Annotated in this window: 13 protein-coding genes; 5 read left to right on the forward strand and 8 right to left on the reverse strand. The window is 61.5% G+C overall.

Translation table 11 applies throughout. The annotated features are described in order from the left end of the window. Positions 1 to 224: 224 nt before the first annotated feature. From C7123_RS08575 to C7123_RS08595, 5 genes are all read right to left on the reverse strand, one after another. Positions 225 to 1,325: a Fic family protein gene (locus C7123_RS08575; RefSeq protein WP_069174751.1), complete on the reverse strand. Its 1,101-nt coding sequence runs from the start codon at positions 1,323 to 1,325 to the stop codon at positions 225 to 227. Next, the gene (locus C7123_RS08580) at positions 1,322 to 2,038 is read right to left on the reverse strand and encodes an HAD family hydrolase (RefSeq protein ID WP_069174752.1); all 717 of its coding nucleotides are present in this window, start codon (positions 2,036 to 2,038) and stop codon (positions 1,322 to 1,324) included. Before C7123_RS08580 ends, C7123_RS08575 begins: the two co-directional genes overlap by 4 nt. Beyond that, on the reverse strand, positions 2,035 to 2,955 hold the full coding sequence (locus C7123_RS08585; protein ID WP_069174753.1) for a CDP-alcohol phosphatidyltransferase family protein: 921 nt from the start codon (positions 2,953 to 2,955) through the stop codon (positions 2,035 to 2,037). The genes C7123_RS08580 and C7123_RS08585 overlap by 4 nt, the downstream gene beginning before the upstream one ends. A gap of 71 nt (positions 2,956 to 3,026) precedes the next feature. Then, a complete protein-coding gene (locus C7123_RS08590) occupies positions 3,027 to 3,929 on the reverse strand; it encodes an ATP-grasp domain-containing protein (RefSeq protein ID WP_069174754.1) in 903 nt (300 codons plus the stop codon). 237 nt (positions 3,930 to 4,166) lie between these two features. Further along, positions 4,167 to 4,877: a nucleotidyltransferase family protein gene (locus C7123_RS08595; RefSeq protein WP_069174755.1), complete on the reverse strand. Its 711-nt coding sequence runs from the start codon at positions 4,875 to 4,877 to the stop codon at positions 4,167 to 4,169. A 470-nt stretch (positions 4,878 to 5,347) separates the two neighbouring features. Here C7123_RS08595 and C7123_RS08600 point away from each other — a divergent pair, with 470 nt between their 5' ends. The 4 genes from C7123_RS08600 (at position 5,348) to trxA (ending at position 10,038) form a co-directional block, all read left to right on the forward strand. Further along, a complete protein-coding gene (locus C7123_RS08600; protein WP_069174756.1) occupies positions 5,348 to 5,953 on the forward strand; it encodes a porin family protein in 606 nt (201 codons plus the stop codon). 80 nt (positions 5,954 to 6,033) lie between these two features. After that, entirely contained in the window at positions 6,034 to 6,687 is a 654-nt protein-coding gene (locus tag C7123_RS08605) for an outer membrane beta-barrel protein (protein ID WP_069174757.1), read from the forward strand. Continuing rightward, the gene (priA, locus tag C7123_RS08610; RefSeq protein WP_237269304.1) at positions 6,657 to 9,152 is read left to right on the forward strand and encodes a replication restart helicase PriA; all 2,496 of its coding nucleotides are present in this window, start codon (positions 6,657 to 6,659) and stop codon (positions 9,150 to 9,152) included. The genes C7123_RS08605 and priA overlap by 31 nt, the downstream gene beginning before the upstream one ends. A gap of 427 nt (positions 9,153 to 9,579) precedes the next feature. Continuing rightward, positions 9,580 to 10,038 carry a thioredoxin gene (gene trxA, locus C7123_RS08615; protein ID WP_069174759.1) on the forward strand — a complete coding sequence of 153 codons (459 nt, stop codon included), beginning with the start codon at positions 9,580 to 9,582 and terminating at the stop codon, positions 10,036 to 10,038. 157 nt (positions 10,039 to 10,195) lie between these two features. Here the strand turns inward: trxA and C7123_RS08620 are convergent, their stop codons facing one another. Then, a complete protein-coding gene (locus C7123_RS08620) occupies positions 10,196 to 10,807 on the reverse strand; it encodes a 30S ribosomal protein S16 (RefSeq protein WP_037981882.1) in 612 nt (203 codons plus the stop codon). A gap of 125 nt (positions 10,808 to 10,932) precedes the next feature. Here C7123_RS08620 and C7123_RS08625 point away from each other — a divergent pair, with 125 nt between their 5' ends. Beyond that, the gene (locus C7123_RS08625) at positions 10,933 to 11,766 is read left to right on the forward strand and encodes a tetratricopeptide repeat protein (RefSeq protein WP_083206789.1); all 834 of its coding nucleotides are present in this window, start codon (positions 10,933 to 10,935) and stop codon (positions 11,764 to 11,766) included. Positions 11,767 to 11,801: 35 nt separating this feature from the next. On the opposite strand, the gene leuB is transcribed toward C7123_RS08625, so the two are convergent. Both leuB and C7123_RS08635 read right to left on the reverse strand, forming a co-directional pair. Beyond that, on the reverse strand, positions 11,802 to 12,872 hold the full coding sequence (gene leuB / locus C7123_RS08630; RefSeq protein ID WP_069174760.1) for a 3-isopropylmalate dehydrogenase: 1,071 nt from the start codon (positions 12,870 to 12,872) through the stop codon (positions 11,802 to 11,804). Beyond that, complete coding sequence (locus tag C7123_RS08635; RefSeq protein ID WP_037981879.1) at positions 12,869 to 13,330, reverse strand: methylglyoxal synthase; 462 nt, start codon at positions 13,328 to 13,330, stop codon at positions 12,869 to 12,871. The genes leuB and C7123_RS08635 overlap by 4 nt, the downstream gene beginning before the upstream one ends. Positions 13,331 to 13,491 lie beyond the last annotated feature (161 nt).

The raw sequence follows: 13,491 nt of genomic DNA on the forward strand, positions 1-13,491 counted from the left end.
TCCGGACTGCGCGGTGAAAAAGGCGGTCTGTTTTTCACAGTTCTTGGGTGCGCGGTGAAAAAGGCGGTCTGTTTTTCACAGTTCTTGGGTGCGCGGTGAAAAAGGCGGTCTGTTTTTCACCATTCTTAGCTGCGCGGTCAAAAACAGAGCCGCCGTTCACACCGCCTAACTCTTGGGGCGATGCAAACGGCGGTCTGCCTGAGGGTATGTCCGATGAGGAGGGCCTACAAGGCCTCAGTCTCGAGGCTGTAGCTGATGTGGCGCGTGGATCGATCCTCGCGGAGGATGCCTATTGATACCAGATCTGCGATGTCGGCCTCTGCCTCGGTGCGGGAACACTTGGCCAGCTTGGCCCATTTGGCGACGGTGAGCTTGCCTTCGAGACCGTCAAACAGTCGGCTGATGAGCAGGCGTTGTCGCTCGTTCATCGCCATAGTTCGATGCGCATGGAAGAAGTGATGCTTATGGAAGGCCGTGGAGATCCGCTCCAATACGGCCTCGATCGTTTCGCTTAGGCAGGTGAGGAACCACTGGAGCCAATCGGTAATCTCGCCGTCGCCGTGCTGGGTGCGTTCGAGCGCGTCGTAGTAGTCCCTTCGGTGCTGCATGATGCTGGACGACATGCTGTAGAAGCGCCGCGCATGGCCTTCAGCGCGCGACAGGAGCAGGTCGGTGATGGCGCGGGCGATGCGTCCGTTGCCGTCGTCGAAGGGGTGGATGGAGACGAACCAAAGGTGGGCGATGGCCGCCTTGAGCACGCCGTCTTCACGCTCATTGGAGGCATTGATCCAGGCCAGGAAACGCGCCATCTCGGTGGGCAATCGGTCCGGGGCGGGAGCCATGTAATGCACGCGCTCACGCCCCATTGGGCCGGACACGACCTGCATCTGGCCCGTGCGATAACGCGCCACTTCGATCCGATACGGCCCACTGTATCCGGTGGGGAAGAGGGCGGCGTGCCAACCGAAGAGGCGCTCGCGGGTAAGGGGGGCGTCGTAGTGTTGCGTGGCGTCGAGGAGCATTTCCACGACCCCGTCCACGTAGCGTGAAGAAGGGATGAGCCCGGCTGTATCGATGCCTAACCGTCGGGCGATGGAGGAGCGCACCTCGGTCAGGTCTAACCGTTCGCCCTCGATGGCGGAGGAGTGCACGAGCTCGTCGGAGAGGGAGGAGAGCGTCAGGTCGTCCTGCATATCGCGCCACATCGCCCCCGCCAAGGCCGAAAGCTGCGCCTGCCGGTCGTGTACGTGGCGCAAGGGCATCTCCGTGGCCTCCGTGTCGTAGCGGAAGCGCCACCACTCCTCTCGTTCGTGCAGATAGATCATAGCAGTCCCTCCAGTTCCTTGAAGTCGGTGATCACCGCGTCGGCCTGCTCGGTGCCGGTGTAGGGTTTCCAGCCGATGTTCTTCAGCCAGACGGTACGGCAACCGAGCGAGGCGGCGGGCAGGATGTCCTTGTCGTACGAGTCGCCGATGACGACCGCGCTCGAGGCGTCGCTGATGCCTAAGGCGTCGAGGCCGAGGCGGAAGATGGCGGGGTCGGGCTTGCGGACGCCCACCACGGCCGACTCGATGACGTGCGGGAAGTAGCGATCCAGCCGGAAGTCGTGCAGCACGGCGCCGATGTTGCCGTAGAAGTTCGACACGAGCGCCAGCGGATACCGCTCGGCCAAGGCTGCGATGAGGGGGCGTGCAGCCGTGACGCACCGCTCGGCCGAGGCATAGCAACGCCCTGCCAGACGACGCCTCACGTCGCGTGTGGCACGGAAATCGGGCAGCGCGGACTGCTCTTGCAGCCAGTCCACCTGCAGGTCGATCTTGATCCGCATCATGTCCGCGAACGTGTGCTCGGGCCGTACGAGTGGCAGCTGCGCCATGGTCCGCTCGGCGTGCACGTAGGCCGCGCGAAAGTCCTCCTTCGTGACCGGCACATCCTCCGCCTCATAGGCCTGCCAAATGACCTCCGACCAATGCAGCCCGTTGCTGTCGATCGTGCCCCCGTAGTCGAAGAGGAGCGCCGCGATGTGATTCATTTTCATCTCACAGCCTCCTTCAGTTGCACGGTGAACTGGGCGCAGAAGCGCTCGTGCGTCCGTACCATATAAATAAGCATCGCGTTGAGCACAGTCAGCTCGAATGCGAAGTAGAGCCAGGGCGCGTCGATGAGTAGCGAGACGAAGAGGGCGATGACGCGCGTGTTGAATGAGAGCATATTGGTGTACTTCATCAGCGGCAGGCTCCGGGTGCGGAAGGCCGTGCGGAACCACTCGGGTGCCTCGTCGGCATAGTCGTGGCGGATGACGTCCATCATCTCCTGAAAGCGCGGCGTGGAGCGCTCCTGGCCGCGGGTGTAGCGGAGGTAGAACATCTCGAAGAGCTTGTAGACGAAGTCGCCGCGCCACGTCATCCGGCGGTAGCTCTCTGCGACGGCCTGCGAGTGCGACAGCTCGCTGCCCGCACGCCCCTTGAGGAAGAGCAGGTGGATGTTGCGGTAATAGTCGGCCATGGCGGCCTGCTTGCTGTGGTAGCTGCCCGTGACGATGGCCAGTAGCCAGATCCACAGCCCCCACTCGGGCATGAGTCGCAGGCAGATGGCTACGTAGATGGTGAAGAACCAGACGTCGCCACAGAATCCGTCCAGCACGCGCCCGAGGGGCGACTTCTGGCCCGTCATGCGCGCCAACTGCCCGTCGGCGCTGTCGTAGGAGTTGGCCCAGACGAGCAGCAGCATGCCGACCACGTTCACCATGAGGCTGGTGTAATAGAAGCATACGCCGGCGGCAATGCCGATGAAGATGGCCATGATCGTGATCGCGTTGGGCGAGACGCCTAACCGGTGGAAGAGCAGCGCCCAGCGGTAGCCGATGGGGCGGTAAAACCAGATGTCGATGCACTCCTCCGTGTCGAGAGATTTGAGGGTCGACGCCATGCCCGGCGCCGTGGTTTGTTGGGTCATTGTTGAAAGTAGTTAGAGGGTAGTCAGGGGTAGTCAGAGGGTAGTTGGAAGTAATGAGGCACTACGCTTCACTACTTCTGACTACTTGCGCCGGAAGGCGCATAACTACCCGGCCGAAGGCCGATACTACCTATTATACAGGAGGCGATAAACGGTGCCGCCGCCTCGCGACAGGGGGCGAAGCTGGGCCAGTCGTTGAAGTCGATCAGGCGCACGAGGCCGTCGGTGTCGGAGACGATGCAGTCGCCGCCGTAGACGCGCAGGCCGAGCACAGTGGCAGCGCGATGGCAGGTCGTGCGGAGCGCGTCGGCGTCGTAGGCGATGCCCCGCGCGGGCCCGTTCACCTGCTCCAGCCCGAACTTGCCGTGGTGCGTGGCCGTCGGATAGAAGGCATAGAAGAAGTCGGTGCCCGCCACGCCGTAGAACTTCACGAGGTCGCCCGTTAGATGCTCGTTCACGACAGCCGTCCGTATGCCGCCGTCGGAGAGCCTGCGGAAGACCTCGCGCGTTGCCTCCCGACTGGCCGCGAAGGTCACGTCGCCCGCACCGACCACGTGGCCGTCGGCCCGCTTCATCCAGCAGGCGTCGATCGCAGCCGAGGCGAGCGCTGGCACGGGGTCGTCAGCCGTGGGGAGGATCAGGCTGCGCGGGTGTGGCAAGTCGGCCTCGGTCAGTAGGCGTGTCATCGGCTCACGGCCACAGCGGGCAATGGCGTAACCGGAGTTGATGACCGGCAGCCCGCCGTCCTCCATGCGCTGCAAACAGCGGATCGAGCGCGGGTCGCGGGCCATGCCAAACACCGCATCGGCGCTCACGGCCTCGGCCCAGAGGTCGACCTCGGTGTACTCCCGCACCGTGCAGCCACGCGCCCGCAGCGCCTCGGCCGTGAGACGGAAGATGGCCTCGTCATTGGCCTCGTGGTGGGGCGAGAATCGTGGGTCGCGCCGAATGCCGGCTACTATATAGGTATGCATGTAGAGGGTAGTTATGCGGCCTTGCGGCCGCGGTAGTCAAGGGGCTTCGCCCCGGTAGTTATGCGGCCTTGCGGCCGCGGTAGTCAAGGGGCTTCGCCCCGGTAGTTATGCGCCTTGCGGCCGCGGTAGTCAGGGGGCTTCGCCCCGGTAGTTATGCGCCTTGCGGCCGCGGTAGTTAGGGGGAGTCAGAAGTAGTTAGGGGGTAGTCAAAGGGTAGTCAGAAGTAGTTATGAGTAGTCAGGGGGTGGATAGGAAGGCTTCGGCCTTGGCGATGTCCGCGGCGTGGTCGATGTCGAGGATCTTATCGAAGGCGTAGGCCCGGAGGCGTAGCCCTTCGCTGACGAGCATCCGCTGATAGTTGCGCATGCGGGAGACGCCTTGCTCCATCGCCTGATCGAGCACGTCGAGCGCCGCCCGACGCAGGCAGTACATGCCGCCCGAGACGTATTGGCAGCCCGCCGCCTGACCCTCCTCACGGTCGAGGAAGCCGCGGATCATGCCCGCCGAGTCGGTCCGGACATAGAGCGGCGCCTCGTCGTCCACGTAGGCCGTGACGGCCATCATCCCGTCGAGTAGCGGGCTGCGCTCGAAGGCGTCGATATAGGCCGCGAACGGCTCCTCGCGAAACACCGTGTCGACCGTCGTCAGGCAACACGTGTCGCTCGTCAAGAAAGGCCTGAGCGCATGAAAGCTGTGCATCGAGCTGGGCGTCGACCGCACCACCAGGTTCAGCGGCACGGGTAGCGCGAGTTGCTCCATGTGGCGTTGCACGTCGGCCATCTCCTCATTGACAATCACGCTGATCGACGTGGCGCCATGCCTGAGAAAAAGGCCCATCAGGCGATCGATCATCGGCTCTCCGAGCAGCCTCACGAGGGGTTTGGGTGTCGTGACCCCTTCATCCACGAGCCGCGAGCCCTCGCCCGCAGCAATTATTGCATAGTCCATAATTGAAAACGTAGTTTAGTAGTGATGGGCCGTTGGGAAGTGAAATGCAGCACCCTCCGTACCCGCCGCAAAAGTAGACCCTTTCGCCGGGGGAGGCCCCGAAATACACAGCGACGGGCCGTCGCAGGCTTGCATGCCCCCGAAATACACAGCGATAATAAGCCGCATACATGTTTCTTAATGTCGCATACAGCGACGGTAAGCTGCATATATGTTTCTTATTACCGAAGACTTCGACGATAAATTACATGCCTGTTTCTTATTATCGCACACAGTGACGGTAAGCCGCATGTATGTTTCTTATTACCGAAGACTTCGACGATAAATTACATACCTGTTTCTTATTATCGCACACAGCGACGGGCCTCCGCACCTCCGTGAACACTTACCGCTGCCCGGTTGTTTATGGGAGAGTTTGTACCCATAACCCCCCACGTATAACAACCCCCAAACTGAAAGGAGAAACAGAAATGAGAAGAATGAAATGGATGCTGGCGGCAGCTGTGATGCTCGTCGCCGTGACGACGGCCCAGGCGCAGTGTCGCTTCGGCGTGAAGGGCGGTGTCAACATCGCCTCGGTGTCGTTCGATCGCCATGTGCTGGACGCGGAGAACATCACCGGCTTCCACGTCGGGCCCATGCTGGAGTGGAACATCCCCCTCCTCGGCCTTGGCATCGACGGAGCCGTGCTCTACAGCCAGCGCGGCTTCGGGGTGCGCGGCGAGAGTCTGCGGTCGGATTATATCGATGTGCCGGTGAACGCCAAGTTCAAGTTCGGCCTGCCCCTGATCTCACCCTTCCTGGCGGCCGGGCCCTACGCCTCGTTCCGCGTGTCGAGCGACAAGTCGTGGGACATCTCGGGCATTACCGATCAGGTGATCCGGCAGGTGGAGGCCCAGAGCTTTGCCGCGGGGCTGAACTTCACGGCCGGCGCTGAGGTGATGGAAGCCGTGCAGGTGGGGCTTACGTACAGCCTCGGCCTGACGGACAATTACAAGGCTTTCGATCGCAGAAACGTGAACTCTTACTCCGGTAAGCCGCACACCTGGATGGTGTCGGCCACCGTGTTCTTTTGAATGATTCAAACCATCCGCGGGGGAGGGCCTACCCATAGCCTTCCCCTGCTTTATGCTTACCCATTAATGACAGAGACAAAATGAAAAAGACAAGCATGATTTTGGCAGTGTTACTGCTGCTGACAACCGTGATGGGCGAGGCGCAATCCCGCCGCCCCAGACAATCGCAACGACGCACTACCTACAGCCGTGTGCAGCCCGTGCGCTTCGGCCTCAAGGCGGGGCTCAATCTGGCCAACGTGAGCGCGAAGTATGGCATCGATGCCGACCAGGTGGTGGGCGTACACTTTGGCCCGACGATGGAGATCCATCTGCCCGCCCCGGGGCTATACGTCGACGGTGCGCTGCTCTTCAGCCAGCGTGGCATCGGCGAGGGCTACGGGCACAATAGGGATTTCCGCAACGATTACATCGACCTGCCCATGTCGTTGAAGTTCCGCTTCCCCTTCCCCAGCACCTCCCCCTTTATCGCGATGGGCCCCTCGCTGTCGTTCCGCCTCACGGGCGATAAGAATCACTACGCAGGCACGATGGTCTATTCCGCGCGCAACGTGGCCACGAGTTGGAACTTCACGGGCGGCATCGACATCATGCGGACTGTGCAGCTCAGCCTGACGTACAACTTGGGCATCACGGACTACTACCGCGCCTATCCCTACGGCATCAACCACGCAGCGTCAGCCTACGGTGTGCGGTCGAACACGTGGATGTTCTCCGCAGCAGTGCTGTTCTGATCGTGCTTTACGCCGACGTCCTCCTGCCGCTGCCTATGGCGGATACGTACACCTACCTCGTGCCCGACGATATGGCCGATCTGGTGACAGTGGGCATGCGTGTGGTGGTGCCCTTCGGTGCGCGGCGTTACTATACGGGCATTGTGCGTGACGTGCACCACCGTCCGCCCGCTGCGGGCTATGCGCTCAAGCCCATCTTCGTGGCTCCGGACGAGACGCCCGTCGTCCGACCCGCGCAGCTGCGCTTCTGGGACTGGATGGCGTCGTATTACCTGTGTACGCCGGGCGAAGTCTACAATGCGGCCGTCCCTGCCGGGCTCAGACCCGACAGTGAGACGGTCGTTTCGCTGTCTGACGGATACGCCTCGGCGCCCGCCCTCTCGCCCAAGGCGCAGGCCGCACTCGATGCGTTGGCCACCTTTCCCAAGCCGCCCACCGTGGCCGAATTAGAGCGTCGGGCGGGGGTGCGAAACCTGCTCCCTACGCTCACGACGTTGGTGGCCGAGGGCGCTGTGCATGTGGACGCGGAAGTGAAGGCTGGCATCACGCCACGGCGTGAGACGTTCGTCCGCCTCGCTGCCGATTACCCCGATGAGGAGAGTCTGCGGCCGCTCTTTGACACGCTCCGACGCGCGGCCAGTCAGGAGCGACTGCTGCTCCATTTCCTCGACGCCGCCCAACCCTTCTCGCCCGACGGTCGGCAGGAGGTCTCTCGCAAGGAACTGCTGGCCACGAGCGGCGCATCGGCCGCCCTGCTTACGGCCCTCGTACGCCGTGGCGTGCTGACGCTTGTGGAGCGCACCGTGGAGCCGCAACCCCTCTTCCTTGATCGCGTCACACATCCCGTTCGCCCCCTCACATCGGCACAACAGTCGGCTTACGAAGCCATTCGCGCATCCTTCGATACGCACCCCGTTTGCCTGCTCCACGGCGCCCCCTCGTCCGGCAAGACGGAGATCTTCCTCCATCTCATCCTCGACACCCTCCGCGCCGGTCGGCAGGCGCTCTACCTGTTGCCTGAGATTGCCGTCACGACACAGATGACGGAGCGACTGGCGGACGTCCTCGGCCCCCGGTTGCTCGTCTACCATTCCGGCCTCACCGACCGCGAACGCGCGGAAGTGTGGCGCCGACTGCTCCGCACGGATAGCGAGCCTGCGGTCGTCGTCGGCGTACGGTCGTCGCTCTTTCTGCCTTTCGATCGGTTGGGGCTGATTGTGGTGGATGAGGAGCATGAGCCGTCGTATAAGCAAAACGACCCGGCGCCACGTTACCATGCGCGCAACGCAGCGCTGATGCTGGCTCGGATGCACGGGGCGCGGGCGCTGCTCGGGTCGGCCACGCCGTCGCTCGAGACGTACTACTTGGCGCGTACGGGGCGGTATGGCCTTGTCACCCTCACCGAGCGTTATGGCGCTGCGCCCGAGCCGGAGATTGTGCTTGTGGACACGAAGGAGATGCGGCGCAAACGGCGCATGAAGTACGACGCCCTCCTCTCTCCGCAGCTGCGTGAGGCCATCGACGGTGCGCTGGCCGAGGGCCGACAGACGATCCTCTTCCGCAATCGACGCGGCTACGCGCCCGTCATGGAGTGTCGCTCGTGTGGCTACGTCCCGCGTTGCGCCTATTGCGATGTCAGCCTGACTTACCATCGCACACAGCACCGCCTGGTGTGTCATTATTGCGGCCGTTCGCAGCCCCTGCCGACGCACTGCCCGGAGTGCGACAGTGAGGAGTGGCGGGGGCTGGGCTATGGTACGGAGCGCGTGGAGGACGAGATCAGCGCGCTCTACCCCAGCGTCCGCGTCGGGCGTTTGGACACCGACGCCGTCCGTACGCCGAGGGCCTATCGGCGCGTCCTCAGCGACTTTGAGCAGGGGCACACCCAGCTGCTCGTCGGCACACAGATGCTGACCAAAGGGCTTGACTTCGGTCGCGTGGGCGTGGTCGGTGTACTGAGCGCCGACAGCCTGATGAGCATCCCCGACTTCCGCGCCCACGAACGTGCCTTTCAGCTGATGATGCAGGTGAGCGGTCGGGCGGGCCGACGCGATCGCCGCGGCACGGTCGTCATCCAAACCACCCACCCTGACCAGCCCCTGCTGCAATGGGTGCGCACGTTCGACTATGTCAGCATGGCCACCGCGCTCCTGGCTGAACGCCGCCGCTTCATCTATCCCCCCTACTGCCGACTCATCACCATCATCCTTCGCCACCGCAACGAGGACACCCTTCGCCACGCCGCCGAGACGTATGCCGAGCGCCTCCGCCCGTCCTTCACCGACGGCCTCCTTGGTCCCTACGCCCCACCCGTAGCCCGTGTGCGATCGCTTTATATCCGGCAGATCCTGCTCAAGGTGCCCCTCACGCAGCCCGCCGATGACGTCCGCCGCCGCCTCCTCACCATCCACCGCGCCCTCCTGCCCGACTTCGCCGGCCTTCGCATCCATTACGAGGTGGACTAAAACCGGGTTTTACGGGAATTGCAAGGTCTGCAAAGCTCCAGAATCAGATTCTGAGCCATTGCAAGGGTCTGCAATCCTCCAGAATCAGATTCTAGGCCATTACAAGGGTCTGCAAAGCTCCAGAATCAGATTCTGAGCCATTGCAACGATCTGCAATCCTCTAAAATCAGATTCTGAGCCATTGCAACGGTCTGCAAAGCTCCAGAATCAGATTCTAGGCCATTGCAAGGGTCTGCAATCCTCCAGAATCAGATTCTGAGCCATTGCAACGGTGTGCAATCCTCTAAAATCAGATTCTGGAGGATTCGCGCGCCCTGCAATACGCTCGGAGCCGGTTGGGGGCGCCTAATCCGTCGCTGCAGAAGCCTATTTGAATGCACGTCTATCTTTGCGCCGCATTAATTCATTCACAGTAAGAAGAAACCGTATGAACAAATTGAAGTATTTGACGCTCCTCCTACTCCTTTCCGTCGTAGCGTGCGTGAGGGCACAAGCCGATCCGGCTGCGGGCGATGTAGGCGAAGTAATTGTTTTGAACAAGGCTGATTTCCTGACCAAGGTCTTCAACTACGAGAAGAATCCGTCGAAGTGGACCTACGAGGGCGACAAGCCGTGCATCATCGACTTCTACGCCGATTGGTGCGGCCCCTGCCGACGCGTGGCTCCGGTGCTCCAAGACCTAGCCAAGCGATATAAGGACGACATTGTGATCTACAAGATCAACGTCGACAAGGAGCGCGAGCTGGCCGGGACATTCGGCGTGAGCAGCATTCCGACCATCGTCTTCGTGCCCATGAAGGGCGAGCCACAGGTCAGCATGGGCGCCATGCCGGAGGAGAGCTTCGTGAAGATGATCGAAGAGGTCTTGCTCGAGAAGAAGAAGTAGGCGCCACCACACGCTCACTCTCTGCATCGGCGGGCTCATCCCGCTGATGCCATAAAACGGAAGTGTCCGACCCACCCGCGTAGGGGTAGTCGGACACTTCTTTTTTGTACGCCTGCCCCGATCGATAGCGAGGGGGGCAGACTGCGTGGTGGATTCCTTAGTTGGCTTCCGGTGCAGGTGCAGCTTCGGCTTCGGGAGCAGCAGCCTCAGCGGCCGGTGCTTCAGCGGCCTTTGCAGCCTCTGCCTCAGCTTCGGCAGCCGCAGCGGCGGCGGCAGCTTCGGCCTCAGCCTGCGCCTTAGCCGCAGCTATCTCAGCGCGCTTCTTAGCCAGCGCCTCGGCCTTGGCCTTGTTTACTTCGGTCTCTGCGTCGAGGCGGGCCTTGACCTTAGCCTTCGATTTCTCGCGCTCAGCGTCCTTCACCTGTTGCAGGGCCAGCTTCTTCTCCGAGAGCCATGCTTGAAACTTCTCTTCGGCTTTCGCCTCGTCAAAGGCGCCCTTCTTAACGCCCTCCAGGAGGTGCTTCTTGAGGCATACCCCCTCGCGAGAGAGGATCATGCGTGCCGTGTCAGTGGGCTGTGCACCTACCTGCAGCCAATACAAAGCTCTATCGAAATTCAAATCTATTGTGGCAGGATTAGTGTTGGGGTTGTACGAACCGATCCTCTCAATAAACTTTCCATCTCGTGGAGCCCTGCTGTCTGCGATTACGACCTGATAAAAGGCGTAGCCCTTACGGCCGAATCTTTGCAATCTGATCTTTGTTGCCATGTTTGAATAATAAAACTTCGTTGGTGTGTTAAAATGCGGGCGCAAAGATAGACGAATAACGAAGGGCGCAAAGGCCGCATCAACACTTAGCTTTCGATACATCAATCAGATAATCACGATAGGACATGAACATCAAACAAATCATTGTGGCCGCGCTGCTCTGCGCGCTGTGCGGCGTAAAGCTCGGGGCGCAGACGTATGAGGAACTCATCCAGCAGAGCTACGACTATGCGGATCGGGGCGACCTGCCCGCGGCGGAACAGGCGCTCAAGGCGGCGCTGCACCGCGAGCCGGCGAACCGCAACAATTTCGCGCTACTCTCTAATCTTGGCACCATTCAGCGGCGCCTGGGCCAACGGGATGAGGCGCTCACGTCGTACACCGCTGCGCTCGGTTTGCAGCCGGATAACAAGCTGATACTCTCTAATCGCGCGGAGCTCTTCATCGAGCGTGGCGAGACGGAGCGGGCGCTGGCGGACTATGAGACGCTGCTCCGCGTGGATCCGGCCGATGTCGAGGCGCGCTTCCGTCGTGGCGTGCTTTACGTGGAGTTGAAGGAGTACATGCTGGCCGATGCGGACTTTGAGCAGATCTTAGCTCGCGACCGTGACTCGAAGCTGGGGCGACTGGGCTTTGCGCTCTTAGACAAAGCGCGCGGCAACTATGCCGACAGCGAGGCGGTGCTGACCTTCCTCATCGGCCGTGACCCGGACGACCTCCGACTCTATGAGGAGCGTGCCGAACTCTATTTCCTGATGAAAAAGAACGCCCGCGCCATGGCCGATCTCCGTCGGGTATTTGCGGGCGAACGGGAGCCGTCGGCTTACCTATATATACTGCGCGGCAAGATCCGACTGGCGCAGTATGAGAAGGAGGCAGCGGCCACCGATTTCAAAAAAGCCCTCGACCTGGGCGCCGATCGGGCGGAGGTCGAGGGACTGATTAAGATGACGTATTAAGGGCGCTGGCCAAGTTTGGCCGGCAGTACGCAGAATTATTGGGCCACGTGGGCGGCGATCCAGTCTCCCACCTCCGACGTCCCATAAGCCTGGGCGCCTTTGGGGGCGATGTCTTCGGTGACGATGCCGGCCGCCATCGACGCGTCTACGGCGCGGCGGATGGCGGCGCCCTCGTCCGGCAGGTCGAAGGCGTATTCAAACATCATGGCGGCCGAGAGGATCATGGCCAGCGGGTTGGCGATGTTGCGGCCGGCGGCCTGGGGGTAGGAGCCGTGGATGGGCTCGAAGAGCGACGTGTGCAGCCCGACCGACGCCGAGGGCAGCAGCCCGAGCGATCCGCTGATGACGGAAGCCTCGTCGGTGAGGATGTCGCCAAACATGTTCTCCGTGACCACCACATCGAAGCTTTTAGGCCACTGGATGAGGCGCATGGCGGCGTTGTCGACGAACATATACTCCGTCTCTACGCCGGGGAATTCCTGCGCCACCTCCTGCGCTACCTCACGCCACAGCCGTGACGTGGCCAGCACGTTGGCCTTGTCCACCACTGTCAGATGGCGGCGGCGCTTCATGGCGTAACCGTAGGCCAGACGCACGATCCGCTCGATCTCTTCGCGGGAATAGACGCACGTGTCGTAGGCTACGCGCCCGTCCTCGCTGCGGCCCTGCGGACGGCCGAAATAGAGTCCGCCGGTGAGTTCGCGGACGCAGACAAAGTCCACGCCTTCCACCAGATCGGCCCGGAGCGGCGAGCGGTCGAGGAGCGAGGGAAACGTTGTCACGGGGCGGATATTGGCGTAAAGCCCCAGCTTTTTGCGCATAGCCAGCAGTCCGTGCTCAGGCCGGATGCGGGCCGTGGGGTCGTTATCATATTTGGGAGAGCCGATGGCGCCATAGAGGACGGCGTCGCTGCGCATGCAGAGCTCGTGGGTGGCCTCCGGATACGGATCGCCCACGGCGTCAATGGCGCAGGCGCCCGTGAGGGCCGTCTCTGTGTGCAGCGTGTGGCCAAATTTTTCGCTGATGGCGCGCACCACTTTGAGTGCTTGATCCATCACTTCCGGGCCTATTCCGTCGCCCGGCAAAACGGCAATGTTGAGCTTCATATCGAATAATTATTACGGTCAAAGGGTACGTATTTGGGCTCCATGGGAACGTACAGATTGTCGTCCCAGAGCGTGCTGGTGATCATCAGATCGGCACTGTATCGGTTGCAGGCGATGGGCACATTGTGCACGCGGCACTGGCGGAGGAGCATCTGAATATCTGCCTCGTGAGGCTGCGGGTTGAGGTCGTCGATAAGGAAGACGGCCAGGTTGATCTCCTTGCGCACCACCATGGCGGCGATCTCCGTGTCGCCCCCCATGGGGCCAGAGTGCATGCAGCGGATGTTGCTGTATTCGATGCCCCGCTCCTCGAAGGCCTCCTTGATGAGCGTGCCGGTCGTGCCGGTGCAGACCAGATTGTGGCCGGCCAAGAAGTCGGCATTAAAGACGGCCCAGTCGATCATGTCGACCTTGCGATTGTCGTGCGCAACGAGCGCGATAGTCAATTTCTTATGCATATAAGTGGGATTAAAAGGGTGTTTGAATGCCTTGTGTGAGGGAGATCCTCACGCTGCAAAAGTAGAGCGAGTTTCGGCCTCCGTCATAGGTTTGTAACCGTTGCAAGGCCTCAATACAAGTGTTGTTTTGGTGTTGTAATCGCTTTTGAGGTGCCAATACG

Source organism: Tannerella serpentiformis (assembly GCF_003033925.1).
In the GTDB taxonomy this organism is placed as follows: Bacteria; Bacteroidota; Bacteroidia; order Bacteroidales; family Tannerellaceae; genus Tannerella; species Tannerella serpentiformis.